Origin of the sequence: Rhodococcus phenolicus (genome assembly GCF_001646785.1) — a bacterium.
In the GTDB taxonomy this organism is placed as follows: domain Bacteria; phylum Actinomycetota; class Actinomycetes; order Mycobacteriales; family Mycobacteriaceae; genus Rhodococcus; species Rhodococcus phenolicus.
The window spans coordinates 21,123-41,211 of sequence record NZ_LRRH01000074.1; the positions used below are offsets into that span (position 1 = coordinate 21,123).

Below are 20,089 nucleotides of genomic sequence, written 5' to 3' on the forward strand. Positions count from 1 at the left end.
GCGTCGGGGCAGGAGTTATGGGGGAGAATCCCAGTGAAATTCCTACTGCGCGACGGCCGGTCGACCCTCGCCGAGCGAGCGCGATATCGCCGGGCGATGACCCCGCGCCACGCCCTCGAACTGGTTTCCGATGCAGCGGCCGGGGAGTCGGCGATCGTCGACGTCTGGGTGTTCGCGCCCGGTCCCGGCGATCACCGGCCGGTCGACCGGAATGCACTTCTCGAATGGGTCGGAGCCCGGATCGCTCGATCGCGGGCGCTCACCGAGCGGGTCGAATTCCATCGCTGCCCCGCGGACCCGAACTGGATTCGGGACGGCGACGCCCAGTGGGAACAGCAGGTCCGTTGTGTCGACGTCGGTGACGAGGATTGGGATGGCCTGCGACGCAGATTCGCGGCCGTGCTCGCGGAGCCGATGGATCTGAGCCGGCCCCCCTGGGAATTGCACGCCTTCGCCGGGGCGAAAGGAATAGCGGGAATTCCCGACGGATCGACATTCGTCGTCCTGAAATTCCATCACTGTGTCGGCGACGGAATCGAAACGGTTGCGATCGCGCGCCGGTTGTTCGACGACCCGGACAGCGGAGCCGAACACGCCGACCGGAACGTGCTCTCGGGCCCCCCGCTGCTCGTACAGACTGCGGCTGTACCCCTGCGGGCCGCCCGCATGCTGCGCGCGTCGCGGCGGGCCCGGGCCGCGGTCGCCGCGTTCGACGCCCTCGTCGACCGCGAGGCGATCACCGCGGCACCGGCAGCGCCGCACACCCGATTCAACGGGCCGTTGACCGGCCGGACCACCATGGACGTCGTCCGGTGGGACATCCGCGCGGCTCAGGATGCGCGGCGCACGGTGCCCGGCGCGACCCTCAACGACTTCGTCCTGGCCGTGGTCTCCGGAGGCCTGCGCGGATACCTCGAACGTCACGGGGAGCTGCCCCGGGAATCACTCGTCGGAGCGTTCCCCATGTCGGCGGTCGCGCCGAAGGAGCGACTCCGAGCACCCGAGCGCGCTTCCAACCAGTTCGCCATGGTTCTGCTCTCCCTGAGCACCGACGAGCCCGATCCCCTCGCACGTTTCCGAGCCATCGTGGCCGGTTCGGCCGCCGGTAAGTCCCGCGCTCGGACACCCCCCGCCGTGACCGCGACCACCGCACTCGACGACTACCCCTGGTGGATCGCCAGGCGGATCGTCACCGCGCACCAGCGGCGGGTGGCGTCGGGGGCGCAGGTGATCGCGAACACCACCGTCGCCAACGTCCCGCGAGGCTCGGGTGAGCTGACCTGCTGTGGGGCGCGGGCGGTGTCGCCTTCGGGGTGCTCGCCGTACACGGCGGGGGAGGGCTCGACCACATCGTGACCTCGTTCGGGGACGAACTGGCGCCCATCGACGAATCGAAGTTCGTCCAGATATGGGTCTTCGAACCCGGGAACGGCGCCGAAGCGCGGTTCGGCCACAGCGAAGTCGTCGAGTGGATGACCGCCCGGCTCGACCGGTCCCGGATCTTCACCGAGATCGTCGAATTCCGGTCGCCGTTGGGGTACCCGGTGTGGCGCACCGCCGACCGCGTCGAGGTCGCGGACCACGTCCGGTACACCGATCTCGACGGTGTCGGCTGGGACGGATTCACCGCCGAGTGGGCGCGCATCGTCGCCGCGCCCATGGACGTGTCCCGGCCGTTGTGGGAACTGCACGCGATCACCGGTGTCCGCGGCGTTCCCGGCCTCCCCGACGACGCCGTGTACATCGTGATCAAGTTCCAGCACGCGATCGGGGACGGCGTCGAGGCGGTCGCGATCGCCCGCCGGCTGTTCGACGCCCCGGACGCGGACGTCGAGAAACCCGAACCCGATTACGCTCCGCCCGGGCCGCTGCGCCAGGTCGCCGCGATCCCCGGGCAGGTCGTGACCATGCTGCGCGCGGCGCGGCGTACCCGGACCGCGGTCGCCGAACTCGACGAGCTGACCGCTCGCGGGGAGATCCCGCCCGCACCCACCGCGGTGCCGAACAGGTTCAACGTCTCGGCGAGCGGCGGCGAGGTGGTCGTCGACGTGGCACATCGATCGCTCGAGGCAGCGCAGGCTGCGCGTCGCGCGATCCCGGGGGCCACCGTCAACGACTTCGCGCTCGCCGTCGTCTCGGGAGCGATGCGCGAATACCTGCGCCACCACGGTGAGCTCGGCTCGGATCCGGTGGTCGTCGCGGCACCGATGTCGCTGATCCCGCTGTCCGAGCGCCGCAGGAACCCGGAGCAGGCGTCGAACCAGTTCGGGATGATCCTCGTCGACCTGCACGTGCAGGAACCGGACCCGCGCATCCGCCTCCGGAGGATCGCCGAATCCAGCGCACAGGGCAAGGAACGCAGCCGCAGTGCACCGGCGATGATCGCGACCACCGCTCTCGACGAGTATCCGTGGTGGATGGCACGGAAGGTCGTGGCGGCGACGCATCGCGCGGTCGAAGCCGGGACGGGGATCTCCGCGAACGCGATGGTCACCAATGTGCCTCGCGGCCCGTCCGACCTCACCTTCCTGGGCAGGCCTTCGATCACCGCCTTCAACGCGTCTCCGGTACACGCGGGATTTGCGGTGAGCGTCGCGTCGTTGGGCGCCGAACTGGCGTTCTCGTTCGTCGGTACCGCAGAGATGATGCCCGACCCGCAGCATTTCCGCCGGGCACTCGAGGATTCGTTCGACGCGCTCGTCGCCGCCCTCGATCAGGCCGAGCCCGACCGTCCGACGATCCCCGTCGGCTGAGCCGGCCGGTCCGGGGCGGTCAGTTCCACACCCCGGCCTCGTCGAGATGACGGACGAGCCGCCGCGCCCCGTCCGTGAAGTGCCGGCGGGTCACTTCGCCGGCCGCATGGGAATCGCCCCGGGTCAGCGCCTCGATCAGGTGGGAATGACTCTGCACCGCCGCCGCACCCCAGTCCGGATCGGACGAATAGAAGCTCGCCGGGGTGTAGCGGGTGGCGTTGAGCAGGAACCACGAGAGTTTGCGCGCGTCGGCCGCGCGGTTCAGGGTCCGGTGGAACACGAACTCGATGTCCTCGATGCGTCCACCCTCGCTCGCGCGCACGGCCTCGCGCAACTGCTCGTTGAGTTCGGTGAGTTCGGCGATCGTGTCGGGCGTGATGGACTCCGCCGCGCGCCGGGCGAGTTCCTCCGCGATCTGTCCCTGCAACCAGAACAGGTCGTCGATGTCGCCGCGACTCAGCGGAGCGACGACGTACCCGCGGTGCGGCACCAGTTCCACCAGACCCTCGCCGCGCAGGGTCAGCAGCGCCTCACGCACGGGGGTGACGCTCACGCCGAGCTCCGCGGCGGTCTCGTCCAGCCGGATGAAGTCGCCGGGTCGGACCATGCCGGACATGATGCGATTGCGTACGTGAACTGCGACGTCGTCGGACAGCTGGGGACGGCGGCGCAGCGCGCGGGACCCGACGGGACGCGGCCGGGCGGACGATGTCATGGGCACTCCTCGGGTCCGGGGCTCGGCGGGGGACCGGGATCCGGTCGGTGCAGTATCCCACCCCGGCGCTCGCGCCGGGCCCGCACGACGGCGCGGTTCCACCTATTGTCGTTCCGTGACTGCCACCATCAACCGTCGGCGCTTCCTGGGGGGAGCGGTTGCAGGCGTCGCCGTCTTGGGTGTGTCCCGGGTACCGGCCGCCGCGACGACGCCTGCCCGCCGGCTGCCCGATCCCGGTTCCGTGTCGGAAACCGATCCGGCGCTGATGAGCGCGACCTCGGCTGCCGCGTTGCTGCAGGCCGGGCATCTGCATCCGCGTGAACTGCTCGACGCGTGCATCACCCGCAGCCGAGCGTTCGACGGCGAGATCGGTGCCTGGATCAGGATGTATCCCGAGATCGCGTACGCGGCGGCGGACGCGGCCGCCGAACGGCTCGGCCGCGCGCGTCGCGACGGTGTCCCGGAATCGCCGCTGTGCGGAGTGCCGATCGCGCTGAAGGACATCTTCGCGGTCGCGGGTCTGCCGCTGACCGCGTCGAGCCGTGTGCTCGAGGGCAACGTCGCCGCGGGGGATTCCGGTGTCTGGCGCCGACTGCGCGACGCCGGGGCCGTCCTCCTCGGTCACGTGCACACGGACGAGTTCGCGATCGGTGTCGCCACCTCCCAGGTCGGCAATCCGTGGAACACGGACTTCTCACCCGGTGGGTCGTCGGGTGGTAGCGCCGCCGCGCTCGCTGCGCGGTTCGTCCCGCTGTCGGTCGGCAGCGATACCGGTGGTTCGGTGCGGCTGCCCGCGAGCGCGTGCGGCGTCAGTTCCGTCAAACCGTCGTTCGGGCGGGTCTCCGTGGCCGGGATGATCCCGCTGACCCCGACTCGTGACCATGTCGGCGTGCTGGGGCGCAGCGTCGGCGATGCCGTGTTGTTACTGGACGCGCTCGTGGGGGAGGACCCCTCGGATCCGGCGACCCTGCTCGGTCCGCCACTCGGCGGGGAGGGCTTCGCGTCGGCCGCCCGCGGTGGTGCCGCTCCGCTGGGCGGGAGCCGCCTCGGCGTGCCCGACGCGGCCGTCGCGAAACTCCCCGCGCCGCTGCGGTCGCTGTTCGACGGACTGCTCGACGCGGCCCGCGCTCTCGGAGCGGAGATCGTCCCCGTCGTGGCTCCGGCGGAACCGGCGTCGCTGGCCACCGGGGACATGGCCGAGATGGGGACCTATCACCGGCAGTTCTCGGACCGGGTCCACCTCTACCGTCCCGAGCGCCTGCCCGCGCTGGCATCCGCCGCGGCGGGCCTTGCGCTCCCGGCGGCCGAGTACTTCGGCCTCGAGCGTGATCGGCTTCGATTCCAGTACGACTACAACCGGATGTTCGTCGACAACGACCTCGATGCGGTGGTGTATCCCGGGACGTTCGTCGACGGGGCGCGCCGGAACGAGTTCCTCGAGTACACCGTGTCGGCGGGTGTGCAGGGCGACGTCCGGTGGGCGAATTACGCTGGCGCGCCGGTGGTTTCGATTCCGGTGGGCCGGTCGTCGGCGACCGGGATTCCGTTCGGTGTGCAGATCGGCGGCCGCGCGTGGCAGGACCGCGAGGTGGTCGCCGTCGCGCTCGAACTGCAGGAGGCGTTGCCCGTCTGGCGTGACGTGCCGCCGATCGCGCCGGCGCCGCGCGCGATCCCCGAAGTGCCGCTCGCCGCGGCCGGCCCCGGTCCCGATCCGACGAATACGCTCGACGCGCGAGCGACGATCCTTCCCGCGATCACGACCGCCACCGGACCGGGCTGACGTCGGCGCCGACGAACGTGGGGAGCGCCGAGTTGAGTTTGTGTGGGCGGTCCTGCATACTGGTCGGGTTGCCTTGACCGGGTCATGGTTTTTTTGCGGCTCGGAACGGGTTGGTGTGACAGTCGCGGATCGAGCCTTTCGGCCTGGTCGCGGCCACATGCAAGACGGAAGCAGTACCCCTGTGCGCCCGTGTGGGTGCATCCGGTTGGTTCCAGCGGCATCGAGTTCGGTGCCGGGGAATGAGCGGGGAGGCGACACGCCCGACCGCGTGGACCGGAGAACTATTGACAGATGAACAGCGGCAGCGGATCGGGTGCATCCCGGTATCGCATCGTGTCAGTGCTGTTCTCGGTCGCCGTTCCGGTGGGGCTGTGCAGACGAGGTGGCTCCCGGCTCGTTCGGGTGCTACGAAACGCGGCAAGAAAAGGACACTAAGCGTGGCGGGACAGAAGATCCGCATCAGGCTCAAGGCCTATGACCACGAGGCGATCGACGCATCTGCGCGCAAGATCGTCGAGACGGTGACCCGTACGGGTGCCCGCGTGGTCGGCCCGGTGCCGTTGCCCACCGAAAAGAACGTGTACTGCGTCATCCGCTCGCCGCACAAGTACAAGGACTCGCGCGAGCACTTCGAGATGCGTACTCACAAGCGGCTGATCGACATTCTCGACCCGACGCCGAAGACGGTCGACGCGCTCATGCGCATCGACCTCCCGGCGAGCGTCGACGTCAACATTCAGTGAGCTCGTAGAAGACGCAGCGGAGATAACACATGACTAACCAGATCAAGGGAATCCTGGGCACCAAGCTCGGCATGACCCAGGTCTTCGACGAGAACAACCGGGTCGTCCCGGTCACCGTCGTCAAGGCCGGACCGAACGTGGTCACGCAGATTCGCACCGAGGAGCGCGACGGCTACAGCGCCGTGCAGCTCGCCTTCGGCGCCATCGACCCGCGCAAGGTGAACAAGCCGGTCTCCGGCCAGTTCGCCAAGGCCGGCGTGACCCCCCGCCGCCACCTCGTCGAGCTCCGTGTCGAGGACACCTCGGCCTACGAGATCGGCCAGGAGCTCACGGCAGAGGTCTTCGAGGACGGCGCCTACGTCGACGTCACCGGCACCTCCAAGGGCAAGGGCTTCGCGGGCACCATGAAGCGCCACGGCTTCGCCGGCCAGGGTGCATCGCACGGTGCGCAGGCCGTGCACCGTCGTCCCGGTTCCATCGGTGGCTGCGCCACCCCGGGCCGTGTGTTCAAGGGCACGCGCATGTCCGGCCGCATGGGTAGCGACCGCGTCACGACGCAGAACCTCTCGGTCCACAAGGTGGACGCCGAGAACGGCCTGCTGCTGATCAAGGGTGCGATCCCGGGCCGCAACGGCGGCGTCGTGATCGTCAAGACCGCAGTGAAGGGTGGTGCACGGGCATGACCAGCACCGAGACCGCAACCAAGCTGACGCTGGACGTCAAGGCGCCGGGTGGCAAGGCCAACGGCACCGTCGATCTCCCCGCGGAGATCTTCGACGCTCCCGCGAACATCGCGCTGCTGCACCAGGTCGTCGTGGCGCAGCTCGCCGCGGCTCGCCAGGGCACGCACTCCACCAAGACCCGCGGCGAGGTCCGCGGTGGTGGCAAGAAGCCGTACCGGCAGAAGGGCACCGGCCGCGCCCGTCAGGGTTCGACCCGCGCGCCGCAGTTCGCCGGTGGTGGCACCGTCCACGGCCCGCAGCCGCGTGACTACAGCCAGCGCACCCCCAAGAAGATGAAGGCCGCCGCCCTGCGCGGTGCCCTCTCCGACCGGGCGCGCAACGAGCGCATCCACGTGATCACCGAGCTCGTCGCCGGGCAGGCCCCGTCGACCAAGAGCGCACGCAGCTTCCTCGCGGAGCTGACCGATCGCAAGAACCTGCTCCTCGTCGTCGGCCGTGAGGACCTCGCGGCGTGGAAGAGCGTGCAGAACCTGCAGAACGTGCACCCGATCGCGCCGGATCAGCTGAACACGTACGACGTGCTCTACAGCGACGACGTCGTCTTCAGCGTCGAGGCGCTCAACACGTTCATCCACGGGCCGGCCGAGTCCGTGCAGCTCGCGAAGGAGGAGAGCAAGTGAGCACGATCGCCGATCCGCGCGACATCCTGCTGGCTCCGGTCATCTCCGAGAAGTCCTACGGGCTGATGGAGGACGGCACCTACACCTTCCTGGTGCACCCGGACTCGAACAAGACGCAGATCAAGATTGCCGTCGAGAAGGTCTTCGGCGTCAAGGTGAGCAGCGTCAACACCGCCAACCGTCAGGGCAAGCGCAAGCGGACCCGGTTCGGTTACGGCAAGCGCAAGGACACCAAGCGCGCGCTCGTGACCCTCACCGCCGACAGCAAGCCCATCGAGATCTTCGGAGGCCCGGTCGCGTAAGCGGTCGGAACTCGAGAGATAGAGGACGAGAAGACTCATGGCAATTCGTAAGTACAAGCCGACTACCCCGGGTCGGCGCGGCGCGAGTGTCTCGGACTTCGCCGAGATCACTCGGTCGACGCCCGAGAAGTCGCTGATCCGCCCGCTGCACGGTCGCGGTGGTCGTAACGCGCACGGCCGCATCACCACCCGTCACAAGGGTGGCGGACACAAGCGCGCCTACCGCCTGATCGATTTCCGTCGCAACGACAAGGACGGCATCCCGGCCAAGGTCGCTCACATCGAGTACGACCCCAACCGCACCGCCCGCATCGCGCTGCTCCACTACGTGGACGGCGAGAAGCGCTACATCATCGCCCCCAAGGGCCTGGTGCAGGGCGCTCCGATCGAGTCCGGCCCGACCGCGGACATCAAGCCCGGCAACAACCTGCCGCTGCGCAACATCCCGACCGGTACCACCGTGCACGCGGTGGAACTGCGTCCGGGCGGCGGCGCCAAGATGGCCCGTTCCGCCGGCGCGAGCATCCAGCTCCTCGGCAAGGAAGGCACCTACGCCACGCTGCGTATGCCGTCCGGTGAGATCCGTCGCGTCGACGTGCGCTGCCGCGCCACCGTCGGCGAGGTCGGCAACGCCGAGCAGTCGAACATCAACTGGGGCAAGGCCGGCCGTATGCGCTGGAAGGGCAAGCGCCCGACCGTCCGCGGTGTCGTCATGAACCCGGTCGACCACCCGCACGGTGGTGGTGAGGGCAAGACCTCGGGTGGTCGCCACCCGGTCAGCCCGTGGGGCAAGCCCGAGGGCCGCACCCGCAAGAACAAGGCGTCCGACAAGCTCATCGTCCGTCGTCGCCGTACCGGCAAGAAGCGCTAGTCAAGGAGGGAGTTAGAGAATGCCACGCAGCCTCAAGAAGGGCCCGTTCGTCGACGACCACCTCCTGGCGAAGGTGGATCTGCAGAACGAGAAGGGCACCAAGCAGGTCATCAAGACCTGGTCGCGCCGTTCCACTATCCTGCCCGATTTCATCGGTCACACGTTTGCCGTCCACGACGGTCGCAAGCACGTGCCGGTGTTCGTTTCGGACTCGATGGTCGGACACAAGCTCGGCGAGTTCGCGCCGACCCGTACGTTCAAGGGCCACATCAAGGACGACCGGAAGAGCAAGCGTCGATGAGCACTGAAACCACCAACCCCAGCGCTCGGGCTGTTGCGCGCCACGTGCGTGTGACCCCGATGAAGGCGCGTCGCGTCGTCGACATCGTTCGCGGCAAGTCGGTCGAGGACGCCCTCGCGATCCTCAAGTTCGCTCCGCAGGCCGCTGCCGAGCCGGTCGCCAAGGTGATCGCCTCCGCCGCTGCCAACGCGCAGAACAACCTGGACCTCGACCCCAGCACGCTCGTCGTCGCGACGGCGTACGTGGACGAGGGTGCGACCCTGAAGCGGTTCCAGCCGCGTGCCCAGGGCCGTGCGTTCCGGATCCGCAAGCGGACGAGCCACATCACCGTGATCGTCGAGAGCGTCGCCTCCCGGTCGACCGCGTCCAACCGTAACCGCCGGAAGGGAGCTCAGTAGTGGGCCAGAAAATCAACCCGCACGGCTTCCGCCTGGGCATCACCACCGACTGGAAGTCGCGTTGGTACGCGGACAAGCAGTACGCGGAGTACGTGAAGGAAGACGTCGCGATCCGTAAGTTCCTGGCCTCCGGCCTGGAGCGCGCGGGCATCGCGAAGGTCGAGATCGAGCGGACCCGGGACCGCGTGCGGGTGGACATCCACACCGCGCGTCCGGGCATCGTCATCGGCCGCCGCGGCGCCGAGGCCGATCGCATCCGCGCCGAGCTCGAGAAGCTGACGGGCAAGCAGGTCCAGCTGAACATCCTCGAGGTCAAGAACGCGGAGTCCGAGGCGCAGCTCGTCGCCCAGGGCGTCGCCGAGCAGCTCAGCAACCGTGTCGCGTTCCGTCGTGCGATGCGCAAGGCCATCCAGTCGGCCATGCGTCAGCCGAACGTCAAGGGCATCCGGGTGCAGTGCTCGGGCCGTCTCGGCGGCGCCGAGATGTCCCGTTCGGAGTTCTACCGCGAGGGTCGCGTTCCGCTGCACACCCTGCGTGCGGACATCGACTACGGCCTGTACGAAGCGAAGACCACCTTCGGCCGCATCGGCGTGAAGGTCTGGATCTACAAGGGCGACATCGTCGGCGGCCGTCGTGAGCTGGCCGCTGCGGCCGCTCCCGCGGATCGCCCGCGTCGCGAGCGCCCCAGCCGTCCGCGTCGCTCCGGTGCTTCGGGCACCACCGCGACGAGCACGGACGCCGGCCGCGCCGCCTCTGCCGATGCACCCGCTTCGACCGAGAATCAGGAGGGCTGACGCATGTTGATCCCACGGCGGGTCAAGCACCGCAAGCAGCACCACCCGAGCCGTACGGGTGCCGCCAAGGGCGGAACCCAGGTGACCTTCGGTGAGTACGGGATCCAGGCTCTCGAGCCGGCCTACATCACCAACCGGCAGATCGAGTCCGCTCGTATCGCCATGACCCGGCACATCAAGCGTGGCGGCAAGATCTGGATCAACATCTTCCCGGATCGCCCGCTCACCAAGAAGCCGGCCGAAACCCGAATGGGTTCCGGTAAGGGTTCGCCCGAGTGGTGGGTCGCGAACGTCAAGCCCGGTCGCGTGCTGTTCGAGATGAGCTACCCGAACGAGGAGATTGCCCGCGAGGCCCTGCGCCGCGCGATGCACAAGCTCCCCTGCAAGTGCCGCATCGTGACGAGGGAGGAGCAGTTCTGATGGCTACCGGTACCCCCGCCGCGGAACTTCGCGAGCTGAGCGACGCCGAGCTGGCCGACAAGGTCCGTGAGTTCAAGGAAGAGCTGTTCAACCTGCGCTTCCAGATGGCCACCGGACAGTTGGACAACAACCGTCGGCTCCGCGTCGTGCGGAACGAAATTGCCCGGATCTACACGGTGCTGCGCGAGCGCGAGCTCGGCCTGTCCACCGGCCCGAATGCGGGTGACGTGGCATGAGTGAGGAAAAGGCAGTGAGCAACAACGAAGAGCGCGCGAGCCGCAAGGTCCGCATCGGCTACGTCGTCTCGGACAAGATGGAGAAGACCATCGTGGTCGAGCTCGAGGACCGCGTGAAGCACCCGCTGTACGGCAAGATCATCCGCCGTACCACCAAGGTGAAGGCGCACGACGAGAACGGTCTGGCCGGCATCGGCGACCGCGTCCAGCTGATGGAGACCCGTCCGCTGTCCGCCAGCAAGCGGTGGCGTCTGGTCGAGGTGCTCGAGAAGGCCAAGTAAGGTCCTCTCGCCCTCGCGGAGCGAAACACGCGGCCCGGCATCCCTTTTCGGGGTGCCGGGCCGTGCCGCGTTCGGTGCCGGGCCGGAGGGGGAGATGAGAGAGTCAGTTCCCGGGCCGGTTCACCGAATCCGCCAGCGCGGCGGGTGCCTGAACGCAGTAGGAGTCGGTGAGCATCTCGGCGAGTTCGGTCCAGTCCGTCGCGTCGTCGAGCATGATGCCGACCGTGTTCTCGCCCCAGTTCGTCCGGAAGTAGGGCTCGCCCATGTTCTCGAATGCGGGGACCTCGCCGGGTTCGGTGCGGAATACGATCCGGAACAGCCCGTCCTCGCCGCCGAATGCGTGCGCGACCGTCGCGCCGCGGACCCGCCAGCGCACTCCGGTCCATGCAGGTTCGTCGACGCATTCGGGGAACGCGCGGAGGATCTCGTGCAACCGCGCGAGCATCGGGCCGGGGAGGTCGGGACGCATGTGCCGACGGTAACCGGCCGGCCCGACAGGATGCCTGCGCCGCGTCCGGGTGCCGATCGGGGATCGACCTCACAGTTCGCGGATTTGCCCTGCATGCTGTATATCGCCTACCCTGGACGGGTTGCTTCGCGGGACCCGTGTGTCTTGCGCACGTGCGCCGCGAGCAGCCGACGACCGCGTACGTCCAGGTCGGAAATCTGACGTACACACCAATCCAGGTCAAGGAGAAGTTAGTGATCCAGCAGGAGTCGCGACTGCGCGTCGCCGACAACACGGGTGCCAAGGAGATTCTCTGCATCCGCGTTCTCGGTGGTTCGTCCCGTCGCTACGCCGGAATCGGCGACATCATCGTCGCCACCGTGAAGGACGCGATCCCCGGTGGCAACGTCAAGCGTGGCGACGTCGTCAAGGCCGTGGTCGTGCGCACCGTCAAGGAGCGCCGCCGGCCGGACGGCTCGTACATCAAGTTCGACGAGAACGCCGCGGTCATCATCAAGGGTGACAACGACCCGCGTGGCACCCGCATCTTCGGCCCCGTGGGCCGCGAGCTGCGCGACAAGCGGTTCATGAAGATCGTCTCGCTCGCTCCGGAGGTGCTGTGATGAAGGTGCACAAGGGCGACACCGTGCTCGTCATCTCGGGCAAGGACAAGGGTGCCAAGGGCAAGGTCATCGCGGCCTTCCCGAAGGAGAACCGTGTCCTGGTCGAGGGCGTGAACCGGATCAAGAAGCACACGGCGGTCTCGGCCAACGAGCGCGGCGCCTCCTCCGGGGGAATCGTGACGCAGGAGGCCCCGATCCACGTTTCCAACGTCGCGGTCATCGACTCGGACGGCAACCCCACTCGCGTGGGCTACCGGACCGACGAGGAGTCCGGCAAGCGCGTTCGGATTTCCCGGAAGAACGGGAAGGACATCTGACATGACCACCACCGAGAACAAGACCCAGCCGCGCCTGAAGGCCCGCTACCGTGCCGAGATCAAGGACGCGCTGAACGCCGAGTTCGGCTACGCGAACGTCATGCAGATCCCGGGCGTCGTCAAGGTCGTCGTGAACATGGGTGTCGGCGACGCCGCTCGCGACGCCAAGCTGATCAACGGTGCGGTCGCGGACCTGACCCTCATCACCGGTCAGAAGCCCGAGATCCGCAAGGCCCGCAAGTCCATCGCGCAGTTCAAGCTGCGGGAGGGCATGCCGATCGGTGCGCGCGTCACGCTGCGCGGCGACCGCATGTGGGAGTTCCTGGACCGTCTCGTGTCCATCGCGCTTCCCCGAATCAGGGACTTCCGTGGCCTCAACGGCAACCAGTTCGACGGCAACGGCAACTACACGTTCGGCCTGAACGAGCAGTCGATGTTCCACGAGATCGACGTGGACAAGATCGATCGTCCGCGCGGCATGGACATCACCGTCGTGACCACCGCTACCAACAACGAAGAAGGCCGTGCCCTGCTCAAGCACCTCGGCTTCCCGTTCAAGGAGAACTGAGCCCATGGCTAAGAAGGCACTGGTCAACAAGGCCAACAAGAAGCCGAAGTTCGCGGTCCGCGCGTACACCCGCTGCCAGCGTTGCGGGCGTCCCCACGCCGTGTTCCGCAAGTTCGGACTCTGCCGTGTCTGCCTTCGTGAGATGGCACACCGCGGTGAGCTTCCCGGAGTTCACAAGAGCTCCTGGTGACGTGAACGGCGGGCGGGTCGCCGCCGCGTGACCCGTCCGCCCTCACACCCGTCAGGGGTCCGATCCGCGCTCGCAGATCGGACCCGCATGAAACCAAGTTCGTTGTAGGCCCACGGCCGGTGCGAACCGCGACCTGTCGCGGTGCACTCCGGTGTTGCATGGGAACCGCAGCGAGAAAGGTGAACAGGTCAGCTATGACCATGACCGACCCCATCGCAGACTTCTTGACGCGTCTGCGCAACGCCAACACGGCGTACCACGATCAGGTGAAGCTGCCCCACTCGAAGATCAAGGCGAACATCGCCGAGATCCTCAAGCGTGAGGGCTACATCGCCGACTTCCGCACCGAGGATGCCGAGGTGGGCAAGACCCTCGTCGTCGACCTCAAGTACGGCCCGTCCCGCGAGCGCAGCCTCGCCGGTGTGCGCCGCGTGTCGAAGCCCGGCCTGCGCGTGTACGCGAAGTCCACCAACCTGCCCAAGGTCCTGGGCGGCCTCGGCGTGGCGATCATCTCCACGTCTTCCGGCCTGCTCACCGATCGCCAGGCGGCCAAGCAGGGAGTGGGCGGGGAAGTCCTCGCCTACGTCTGGTAAGGGAGGCCAACACATGTCGCGTATTGGAAAGATTCCCGTTACCGTCCCCGCCGGCGTCGAGGTTGCCATCGACGGCCAGGACGTCGCGGTCAAGGGCCCCAAGGGCAACCTGTCGCTGACGATCGCCGAGCCCATCGCCATCGCGAAGGGTGAGGACGGCGCGCTCCAGGTGACCCGCCCCAACGACGAGCGTCGCAGCCGCGCGCTGCACGGTCTGTCGCGCACCCTGGTGCAGAACCTCATCGTCGGTGTGACCGAGGGCTACACCACCAAGATGGAGATCTTCGGCGTCGGTTACCGCGTGGCGCTCAAGGGCCAGGACCTCGAGTTCGCCCTCGGCTACAGCCACCCGGTGCTCATCGAGGCCCCCGAAGGCATCACCTTCGCGGTCGAGACCCCGACGAAGTTCTCGATCTCGGGTATCGACAAGCAGAAGGTCGGCCAGATCGCGGCCAACATCCGTCGTCTGCGCAAGTCCGACCCGTACAAGGGCAAGGGCATCCGCTACGAGGGTGAGCAGGTCCGTCGCAAGGTCGGAAAGACGGGTAAGTGATCATGAGCGAGCAGACAGAAAACCAGAAGGCCAAGCGCATCCCGCGCGGCAAGGACGTGTCCACCACGCGCCGGCTGTCGAAGACGCGTCGTCACTTCCGTCTCCGCAAGAAGATCTCCGGCACCGCGGAGCGTCCGCGTCTCGTCGTCAACCGGTCGTCGCGTCACCTGCACGCGCAGCTGGTCAACGACCTGACGGGCACGACCGTCGCGGCTGCCTCGACGATCGAGGCCGACGTCCGCGCCCTCGAGGGCGACAAGAAGGCCCGCGGCGCGAAGGTCGGTCAGCTGATCGCCGAGCGCGCGAAGGCTGCCGGCGTGGAGGCTGTGGTCTTCGACCGCGGTGGCCACACCTACAGCGGCCGCATCGCGGCCCTCGCGGACGCGGCTCGCGAAGGCGGGTTGAAGTTCTGATGACCACTTTTTCGAACGGAAGGAACGCCTGATGCCGGGACGTCAGCGGCGTGACGGCGGCAACGGCCCCGCCGGACAGAATGGCCCCAACACCGGGGACAACCGTGGTGGTCGCGACCGCCGCGATCGCGACTCGCGTGGCGGCAACGCTGCGGAGAAGTCGAACTACATCGAGCGTGTCGTCTCGATCAACCGTGTGTCGAAGGTCGTCAAGGGTGGCCGTCGCTTCAGCTTCACCGCTCTGGTGATCGTGGGCGACGGCAACGGCCTGGTCGGCGTCGGCTACGGCAAGGCCAAGGAAGTTCCCGCGGCCATCCAGAAGGGTGTCGAGGAGGCTCGCAAGGGCTTCTTCCGCGTCCCGCTCATCGGCAAGACCATCACCCACCCGGTGCAGGGTGAGGCCGCCGCAGGTGTCGTCCTGCTGCGTCCCGCCAGCCCCGGTACCGGTGTGATCGCCGGTGGCGCGGTGCGTGCCGTGCTCGAATGCGCGGGCATCCAGGACATCCTGTCGAAGTCTCTCGGCTCCGACAACGCCATCAACGTCGTGCACGCGACCGTTGCTGCTCTCAAGGGCCTGCAGCGTCCGGAGGAAGTCGCGGCCCGCCGCGGTCTGCCGATCGAGGACGTTGCGCCGGCCGGCATGCTGCGTGCACGCGCTCAGGCTGCTGGGAGCGTGAACTAATGGCAGAGCTGAAGATCACCCAGATCAAGAGCACCATCGGCGCCAAGTCGAACCAGCGTGACAGTCTGCGCACCCTCGGCCTGCGGAAGATCCGCCAGTCCGTCGTGCGTGAGGACAACGCGCAGAATCGCGGCTTGATCAACGTGGTGCGTCACCTCGTCACGGTTGAGGAGGTCTGAGAATGACCATCAAGCTGCACCACCTGCGTCCCGCTCCGGGCGCGAAGACGGACAAGACCCGCGTCGGTCGCGGTGAAGGTTCGAAGGGCAAGACCGCAGGCCGCGGTACGAAGGGCACCAAGGCGCGTAAGAACGTCTCGGCGGCCTTCGAGGGTGGCCAGATGCCGCTGCACATGCGGCTTCCGAAGCTCAAGGGCTTCAAGAACGCCTTCCGCACCGAGTACCAGGTCGTCAATGTCGGCGACATCGCTCGCGTGTTCCCCGAGGGTGGCACCATCGGCGTCGACGAGCTCGTCGCCAAGGGCCTGGTTCGCAAGAACCAGCTCGTGAAGGTGCTCGGCGAGGGCGAGATCTCCGTGGCCGCTCAGGTGACCGCGGACAAGTTCTCCGGCTCCGCCAAGGAGAAGATCACCGCAGCCGGCGGCACGGCGACCGTTCAGGCCTGACCTGTCCGATCGTGCCCGTGCACGGCTGCCGAACGGCCGCGCTGCAGCGTCTGCTGCGGTGCGGCCGTTCGCCGTTGCGGGGTGTTGACGTACCCTACGGGCACGTCGTCCCGCCCGCGGAGCCCATCGCCGGGCTCCGCGCCCAGGGCTGTGCGAGGCCCCTCGCGTGGGCACCGCCCGGGGCTGCACTGTTAGAGTTCAAGAGTTGTCCACCGTCCGACGGGTGATACCCATCGACCCGTCGTCCCCGTTCGGCCTGCCAGGAGGATCTTTGCTTTCCGCCTTCGTTTCGGCCCTCAGGACCCCGGACCTGAGGCGGAAAATCCTCATTGCGATCGGTCTGGTCGCGTTGTACCGGCTCGGCGCGACGCTGCCGTCCCCGGGCGTCGACTACGGGAACGTGCGCGCGTGTATCGACCAGATCGCCGGAGGCGAGCAGGCCGGCATCTACTCGCTCATCAACCTGTTCTCCGGCGGGGCGCTGCTGCAGCTGTCGGTGTTCGCGATCGGCATCATGCCGTACATCACCGCGAGCATCATCGTGCAGCTGCTCACCGTTGTGATTCCCCGGTTCGAGGAACTCCGCAAGGAGGGCCAGGCCGGGCAGGCGAAGATGACGCAGTACACGCGCTACCTGGCGATCGCGCTGGCGGTGCTGCAGTCGACCGGCATCGTGGCGCTCGCCGCCCGAGGGCAGCTCCTGCAGGGATGTTCCGAACCGATCCTCGCCGACGACAGCGTCTTCGGCATGGTCGTGATCGTGCTCGTGATGACCGCGGGTGCCGCCCTGGTCATGTGGTTCGGTGAGCTCATCACCGAACGCGGCGTCGGCAACGGCATGTCGCTCCTGATCTTCTCGGGCATCGCCTCGCGCCTGCCGTCCGAGGGCAACATGATCCTCGAGTCGCGCGGTGGCCTGGTGTTCGCGATCGTGTGTGTCGTCGCCCTGGCGATCATCACCGGTGTGGTCTTCGTCGAGCAGGGCCAGCGCCGCATCCCGGTGCAGTACGCGAAGCGCATGGTCGGGCGCCGCATGTACGGCGGCTCGTCGACCTACCTGCCGCTGAAGGTGAACCAGGCCGGCATCATCCCGGTGATCTTCGCGTCCTCCCTGCTGTACCTGCCGAACCTCATCGCGCAGCTCACCGGCGCGAGCACGTCGACCGATCCCAGTTGGTGGCAGCGCTTCATCAACGAGTACCTCGTCAACCCGAACAACCCGGTCTACATCGCGATCTACTTCGCGCTGATCGTGTTCTTCGTGTTCTTCTACGTCGCGATCACCTTCAACCCGGAGGAACGCGCCGACGAGATGAAGAAGTACGGCGGGTTCATCCCCGGTATCCGACCGGGACGGCCCACCGCGGACTACCTCACGTACGTGCTCAACCGGATCACCGTGCCGGGCGCGCTGTACCTGGGTCTCATCGCAACGCTTCCGCACTTCTTCCTGTCGGGCAGCCAGACCGCGTCGAGCATCTTCGGCGGTGCCGCGGTGCTCATTCTCGTCAGTGTCGCGCTGGACACTGTCAAGCAGATCGAAAGTCAACTCATGCAGCGCAACTACGAAGGGTTCCTCAAGTGAGACTTGTACTCCTCGGTCCTCCCGGTGCCGGCAAGGGCACGCAGGCCGCAATCCTGTCGGAGAAGCTCGGCGTCCCTGCCATTTCGACCGGCGATCTCTTCCGCGCCAACATCGGGCAGGGCACCCCGCTCGGTGTCGAGGCCAAGAAGTACATCGACGCAGGCGAACTCGTGCCCGCCGAGATCACCAACAACATGGTGCGCGAGCGTCTCGCCGAGCCCGACGCGGCGCACGGCTTCCTCCTCGACGGCTTCCCGCGCAGCGTCGAGCAGGCCAAGGAACTCGAGAACATCCTGAAGGACCTCGGCGTCGCGCTCGACGGTGTGCTGTCGTTCGTCATCGACGAGGACGTGGTCGTCGGGCGCATGCTGGCCCGCGGTCGCGCCGACGACACCGAGGACGTCATCCGCAATCGCCTCCGGGTCTACCGCGAGGAGACCGCGCCGCTGCTCGACTACTACAGCGACGCGATCATCACGGTCGACGCCATCGGCGAGGTCGAAGAGATCAACGGCCGCGCCCTCGCAGCGCTCGGCAAGTAACCAGCAGGACCGAGGAGTTCGACATGGGTTTCGGGCGCAAGCGCAAGGTCGTCCCGTTCCGCACGTCCGGTGAACTGGACGCGATGGCGGCTGCGGGTGCGATCGTCGGAGCCGCGCTGGTCGCGGTGCGCGACGCCGCGAAGCCGGGTGTGAGCACCCTCGAACTCGACCGGGTGGCGGAGGCGGTCATTCGCGATGCGGGGGCCGTCCCGTCGTTCCTGGGATACCACGGGTTCTCCGGCTCGATCTGCTCGTCGGTGAACGACCGGGTCGTGCACGGCATCCCGTCCGCCGACGACATTCTCGCCGAGGGCGACCTCGTCTCGATCGACTGCGGGGCGATCCTCGACGGATGGCACGGTGATTCGGCGTGGACGTTCGGCGTCGGTGAACTCTCGCAGGCCGACGCCGAACTGAGCGACGCCACGCGGCTGTCGATGGAGGCCGGCATCGCCGCGATGCTCCCGGACAATCGGCTCACCGATGTCTCGCATGCCATCGAACTCGGCACGCACGCCGCGGAGAAGCTGCACGGCCGCAGCTACGGGATCGTCGACGGTTACGGCGGCCACGGCATCGGCCGCGAGATGCACATGGATCCGTTCCTGCCGAACGAGGGCGCGCCCGGCAAGGGACCGCGTCTGGTCGTCGGATCGGTGCTCGCGATCGAGCCGATGCTCACCCTCGGCACCTACGACACCGAGGTGCTCGAGGACAAGTGGACGGTCGTCACGACCGACGGCAGCCGCGCCGCGCACTGGGAACACACCGTCGCGGTCACCGAGGACGGGCCGCGCATCCTCACCCTCCGCCCCGAGTAGTCCCGGTCTTCCCGGGCTCCCGCAGCGTTCTATTCTCCGGTTCGGATGGGGGCGGGGGTGGTCACACCTCGACGAGGAGGGTGACCGGGCCGTCGTTGACGAGGCTGACCTCCATGTGCGCGCCGAACACTCCTGTACCCACGTCTGCGCCGAGACCGCGCAGGGCGGCGACGAACTCGTCGACGAGGGGTTCGGCGACGGAGCGCGGGGCGGCAGCCGACCAGGACGGGCGCCGGCTCTTGCGGGTGTCGGCCATCAGCGTGAACTGGCTGACGACCAGCAGCGGGGCGTTCAGATCCGAGGCGGACCGCTCGTCGTCGAGAATGCGCATCGTCCACACCTTCCGGGCCAGCGTCGCGGCCTTCGTGACGTCGTCGTCGTGCGTGACGCCGACGAGAACGAGTAGTCCGTGTCCGCCGTCGGCGGGGGAGATGCGTGCGACCTCGGTGCCGTCGACCGACACCGCCGCCGTCGTGACCCGCTGAACCAGTGCCCGCACCCGCGGTCCTCCTCGTGTTGTCTCATTTGGCCTGGTGGGAAACTTCCCGTACCATTGATCGGTGGTGCGCTCTGCGCTCCGGTTATCGGCTTGTCCGTGAACCGGTTCTTGCCGAGCGTCACGGTATCGGATGCCGATGCAACCACACACCGAACGACGGATCGCGGAGGATATGGCTAAGAAGGACGGGGCAATCGAGGTCGAGGGCCGTGTAGTCGAGCCGCTGCCCAATGCGATGTTCCGCATTGAGCTCGAGAACGGCCACAAGGTCTTGGCTCACATCAGTGGCAAGATGCGCCAGCACTACATTCGCATCCTGCCCGAGGACCGGGTTGTCGTGGAGCTCTCCCCCTACGACCTGTCGCGCGGACGCATCGTCTACCGCTACAAGTAACAGCTTCCCCGGCTACACGGTCGGGGAGAACCATGTCTTCGACACGGTCTTTCGCCGTGTCCGGGGGCGTACATACAGGAGATCGGACGCACGTGAAGGTTCAGCCTAGCGTCAAGAAGATCTGCGAGAAGTGCAAGGTGATCCGCCGCAACGGTCGGGTCATGGTGATCTGCGAGAACCTGCGTCACAAGCAGCGTCAGGGCTAGATCGACTCTTCTTCGCGAAGATCGGCTTGGCAACAAGCAAGCTCGGAAACGAGCACGAAGACCTTCCAGCACC

Annotated in this window: 32 protein-coding genes; 29 read left to right on the plus strand and 3 right to left on the minus strand. The window is 67.5% G+C overall.

From position 1 onward, the window contains the following. Window positions 1–33: 33 nt before the first annotated feature. A complete protein-coding gene (locus tag A8G15_RS20070; RefSeq protein ID WP_156665487.1) occupies window positions 34–1,356 on the plus strand; it encodes a wax ester/triacylglycerol synthase domain-containing protein in 1,323 nt (440 codons plus the stop codon). Beyond that, window positions 1,353–2,753: a wax ester/triacylglycerol synthase domain-containing protein gene (locus tag A8G15_RS20075; RefSeq protein ID WP_156665488.1), complete on the plus strand. Its 1,401-nt coding sequence runs from the start codon at window positions 1,353–1,355 to the stop codon at window positions 2,751–2,753. The genes A8G15_RS20070 and A8G15_RS20075 overlap by 4 nt, the downstream gene beginning before the upstream one ends. A gap of 19 nt (window positions 2,754–2,772) precedes the next feature. On the opposite strand, the gene A8G15_RS20080 is transcribed toward A8G15_RS20075, so the two are convergent. Next, window positions 2,773–3,468, minus strand: coding sequence for a GntR family transcriptional regulator (locus A8G15_RS20080; RefSeq protein WP_068163580.1), 696 nt, complete (start codon window positions 3,466–3,468; stop codon window positions 2,773–2,775). Window positions 3,469–3,583: 115 nt separating this feature from the next. Between A8G15_RS20080 and A8G15_RS20085 the strand changes: the two genes are divergently transcribed. The 12 genes from A8G15_RS20085 to rpsQ all read left to right on the plus strand — a co-directional run bounded on the left by A8G15_RS20085 (window position 3,584) and on the right by rpsQ (window position 10,957). Then, window positions 3,584–5,248: an amidase gene (locus tag A8G15_RS20085; protein ID WP_068163584.1), complete on the plus strand. Its 1,665-nt coding sequence runs from the start codon at window positions 3,584–3,586 to the stop codon at window positions 5,246–5,248. Between the two features lie 437 nt (window positions 5,249–5,685). Then, window positions 5,686–5,991, plus strand: a complete 306-nt coding sequence (gene rpsJ, locus A8G15_RS20090) for a 30S ribosomal protein S10 (RefSeq protein ID WP_003938093.1) — start codon at window positions 5,686–5,688, stop codon at window positions 5,989–5,991. A 29-nt stretch (window positions 5,992–6,020) separates the two neighbouring features. Beyond that, complete coding sequence (rplC, locus tag A8G15_RS20095) at window positions 6,021–6,674, plus strand: 50S ribosomal protein L3 (RefSeq protein WP_068163587.1); 654 nt, start codon at window positions 6,021–6,023, stop codon at window positions 6,672–6,674. Beyond that, window positions 6,671–7,354 (plus strand): 50S ribosomal protein L4, encoded by a 684-nt coding sequence (rplD, locus tag A8G15_RS20100; RefSeq protein ID WP_068163588.1) that lies wholly within the window; start codon window positions 6,671–6,673, stop codon window positions 7,352–7,354. The genes rplC and rplD overlap by 4 nt, the downstream gene beginning before the upstream one ends. Further along, a complete protein-coding gene (rplW, locus tag A8G15_RS20105) occupies window positions 7,351–7,656 on the plus strand; it encodes a 50S ribosomal protein L23 (RefSeq protein ID WP_068163591.1) in 306 nt (101 codons plus the stop codon). The genes rplD and rplW overlap by 4 nt, the downstream gene beginning before the upstream one ends. A 37-nt stretch (window positions 7,657–7,693) precedes the next feature. Continuing rightward, entirely contained in the window at window positions 7,694–8,527 is an 834-nt protein-coding gene (gene rplB / locus A8G15_RS20110) for a 50S ribosomal protein L2 (RefSeq protein ID WP_068163593.1), read from the plus strand. 19 nt (window positions 8,528–8,546) lie between these two features. Next, window positions 8,547–8,828, plus strand: a complete 282-nt coding sequence (gene rpsS, locus A8G15_RS20115) for a 30S ribosomal protein S19 (RefSeq protein WP_068163597.1) — start codon at window positions 8,547–8,549, stop codon at window positions 8,826–8,828. Further along, window positions 8,825–9,226, plus strand: coding sequence for a 50S ribosomal protein L22 (rplV, locus tag A8G15_RS20120; RefSeq protein ID WP_068163599.1), 402 nt, complete (start codon window positions 8,825–8,827; stop codon window positions 9,224–9,226). The genes rpsS and rplV overlap by 4 nt, the downstream gene beginning before the upstream one ends. After that, complete coding sequence (gene rpsC / locus A8G15_RS20125; RefSeq protein WP_068163602.1) at window positions 9,226–10,020, plus strand: 30S ribosomal protein S3; 795 nt, start codon at window positions 9,226–9,228, stop codon at window positions 10,018–10,020. Before rplV ends, rpsC begins: the two co-directional genes overlap by 1 nt. A 3-nt stretch (window positions 10,021–10,023) precedes the next feature. Beyond that, window positions 10,024–10,440: a 50S ribosomal protein L16 gene (rplP, locus tag A8G15_RS20130; RefSeq protein ID WP_068163605.1), complete on the plus strand. Its 417-nt coding sequence runs from the start codon at window positions 10,024–10,026 to the stop codon at window positions 10,438–10,440. Further along, the gene (rpmC, locus tag A8G15_RS20135) at window positions 10,440–10,676 is read left to right on the plus strand and encodes a 50S ribosomal protein L29 (RefSeq protein WP_068163609.1); all 237 of its coding nucleotides are present in this window, start codon (window positions 10,440–10,442) and stop codon (window positions 10,674–10,676) included. The genes rplP and rpmC overlap by 1 nt, the downstream gene beginning before the upstream one ends. Then, on the plus strand, window positions 10,673–10,957 hold the full coding sequence (gene rpsQ, locus A8G15_RS20140; protein ID WP_068163612.1) for a 30S ribosomal protein S17: 285 nt from the start codon (window positions 10,673–10,675) through the stop codon (window positions 10,955–10,957). The genes rpmC and rpsQ overlap by 4 nt, the downstream gene beginning before the upstream one ends. A 103-nt stretch (window positions 10,958–11,060) precedes the next feature. On the opposite strand, the gene A8G15_RS20145 is transcribed toward rpsQ, so the two are convergent. After that, the gene (locus tag A8G15_RS20145; protein ID WP_068163616.1) at window positions 11,061–11,426 is read right to left on the minus strand and encodes an MmcQ/YjbR family DNA-binding protein; all 366 of its coding nucleotides are present in this window, start codon (window positions 11,424–11,426) and stop codon (window positions 11,061–11,063) included. Window positions 11,427–11,659: 233 nt separating this feature from the next. On the opposite strand from A8G15_RS20145, the gene rplN reads away from it, so the two are divergent. The 13 genes from rplN (at window position 11,660) to map (ending at window position 18,917) form a co-directional block, all read left to right on the plus strand. Beyond that, window positions 11,660–12,028: a 50S ribosomal protein L14 gene (rplN, locus tag A8G15_RS20150; RefSeq protein ID WP_068163686.1), complete on the plus strand. Its 369-nt coding sequence runs from the start codon at window positions 11,660–11,662 to the stop codon at window positions 12,026–12,028. Continuing rightward, the gene (rplX, locus tag A8G15_RS20155; RefSeq protein WP_068163619.1) at window positions 12,028–12,345 is read left to right on the plus strand and encodes a 50S ribosomal protein L24; all 318 of its coding nucleotides are present in this window, start codon (window positions 12,028–12,030) and stop codon (window positions 12,343–12,345) included. Before rplN ends, rplX begins: the two co-directional genes overlap by 1 nt. A gap of 1 nt (window position 12,346) precedes the next feature. Further along, complete coding sequence (rplE, locus tag A8G15_RS20160; protein WP_068163622.1) at window positions 12,347–12,913, plus strand: 50S ribosomal protein L5; 567 nt, start codon at window positions 12,347–12,349, stop codon at window positions 12,911–12,913. Between the two features lie 4 nt (window positions 12,914–12,917). Then, window positions 12,918–13,103: a type Z 30S ribosomal protein S14 gene (locus A8G15_RS20165; RefSeq protein WP_006947159.1), complete on the plus strand. Its 186-nt coding sequence runs from the start codon at window positions 12,918–12,920 to the stop codon at window positions 13,101–13,103. 194 nt (window positions 13,104–13,297) lie between these two features. Next, window positions 13,298–13,696, plus strand: a complete 399-nt coding sequence (gene rpsH, locus A8G15_RS20170) for a 30S ribosomal protein S8 (RefSeq protein ID WP_068163625.1) — start codon at window positions 13,298–13,300, stop codon at window positions 13,694–13,696. Window positions 13,697–13,709: 13 nt separating this feature from the next. Beyond that, window positions 13,710–14,249, plus strand: coding sequence for a 50S ribosomal protein L6 (rplF, locus tag A8G15_RS20175; protein ID WP_068163627.1), 540 nt, complete (start codon window positions 13,710–13,712; stop codon window positions 14,247–14,249). A 2-nt stretch (window positions 14,250–14,251) separates the two neighbouring features. Continuing rightward, complete coding sequence (gene rplR / locus A8G15_RS20180) at window positions 14,252–14,662, plus strand: 50S ribosomal protein L18 (RefSeq protein WP_068163690.1); 411 nt, start codon at window positions 14,252–14,254, stop codon at window positions 14,660–14,662. A gap of 31 nt (window positions 14,663–14,693) precedes the next feature. After that, complete coding sequence (gene rpsE / locus A8G15_RS20185; protein WP_068163630.1) at window positions 14,694–15,344, plus strand: 30S ribosomal protein S5; 651 nt, start codon at window positions 14,694–14,696, stop codon at window positions 15,342–15,344. Next, entirely contained in the window at window positions 15,344–15,523 is a 180-nt protein-coding gene (gene rpmD, locus A8G15_RS20190) for a 50S ribosomal protein L30 (protein WP_006554593.1), read from the plus strand. The genes rpsE and rpmD overlap by 1 nt, the downstream gene beginning before the upstream one ends. Window positions 15,524–15,525: 2 nt before the next feature. Further along, window positions 15,526–15,969, plus strand: coding sequence for a 50S ribosomal protein L15 (gene rplO / locus A8G15_RS20195; RefSeq protein WP_068163632.1), 444 nt, complete (start codon window positions 15,526–15,528; stop codon window positions 15,967–15,969). Window positions 15,970–16,240: 271 nt separating this feature from the next. After that, complete coding sequence (gene secY / locus A8G15_RS20200) at window positions 16,241–17,554, plus strand: preprotein translocase subunit SecY (protein ID WP_068163635.1); 1,314 nt, start codon at window positions 16,241–16,243, stop codon at window positions 17,552–17,554. After that, complete coding sequence (locus A8G15_RS20205; RefSeq protein WP_068163638.1) at window positions 17,551–18,096, plus strand: adenylate kinase; 546 nt, start codon at window positions 17,551–17,553, stop codon at window positions 18,094–18,096. Before secY ends, A8G15_RS20205 begins: the two co-directional genes overlap by 4 nt. Window positions 18,097–18,119: 23 nt before the next feature. Then, on the plus strand, window positions 18,120–18,917 hold the full coding sequence (map, locus tag A8G15_RS20210) for a type I methionyl aminopeptidase (RefSeq protein WP_068163641.1): 798 nt from the start codon (window positions 18,120–18,122) through the stop codon (window positions 18,915–18,917). A gap of 61 nt (window positions 18,918–18,978) precedes the next feature. Here map and dtd read toward each other — a convergent pair whose 3' ends face one another. After that, entirely contained in the window at window positions 18,979–19,416 is a 438-nt protein-coding gene (gene dtd / locus A8G15_RS20215; protein ID WP_068163644.1) for a D-aminoacyl-tRNA deacylase, read from the minus strand. A gap of 172 nt (window positions 19,417–19,588) precedes the next feature. Here dtd and infA point away from each other — a divergent pair, with 172 nt between their 5' ends. Together infA and rpmJ are read left to right on the plus strand one after the other, a co-directional pair. Then, window positions 19,589–19,810, plus strand: a complete 222-nt coding sequence (infA, locus tag A8G15_RS20220) for a translation initiation factor IF-1 (RefSeq protein ID WP_003418601.1) — start codon at window positions 19,589–19,591, stop codon at window positions 19,808–19,810. 92 nt (window positions 19,811–19,902) lie between these two features. Next, window positions 19,903–20,016 carry a 50S ribosomal protein L36 gene (gene rpmJ, locus A8G15_RS20225; RefSeq protein WP_003938068.1) on the plus strand — a complete coding sequence of 38 codons (114 nt, stop codon included), beginning with the start codon at window positions 19,903–19,905 and terminating at the stop codon, window positions 20,014–20,016. The last annotated feature ends 73 nt before the right edge of the window (window positions 20,017–20,089 follow it).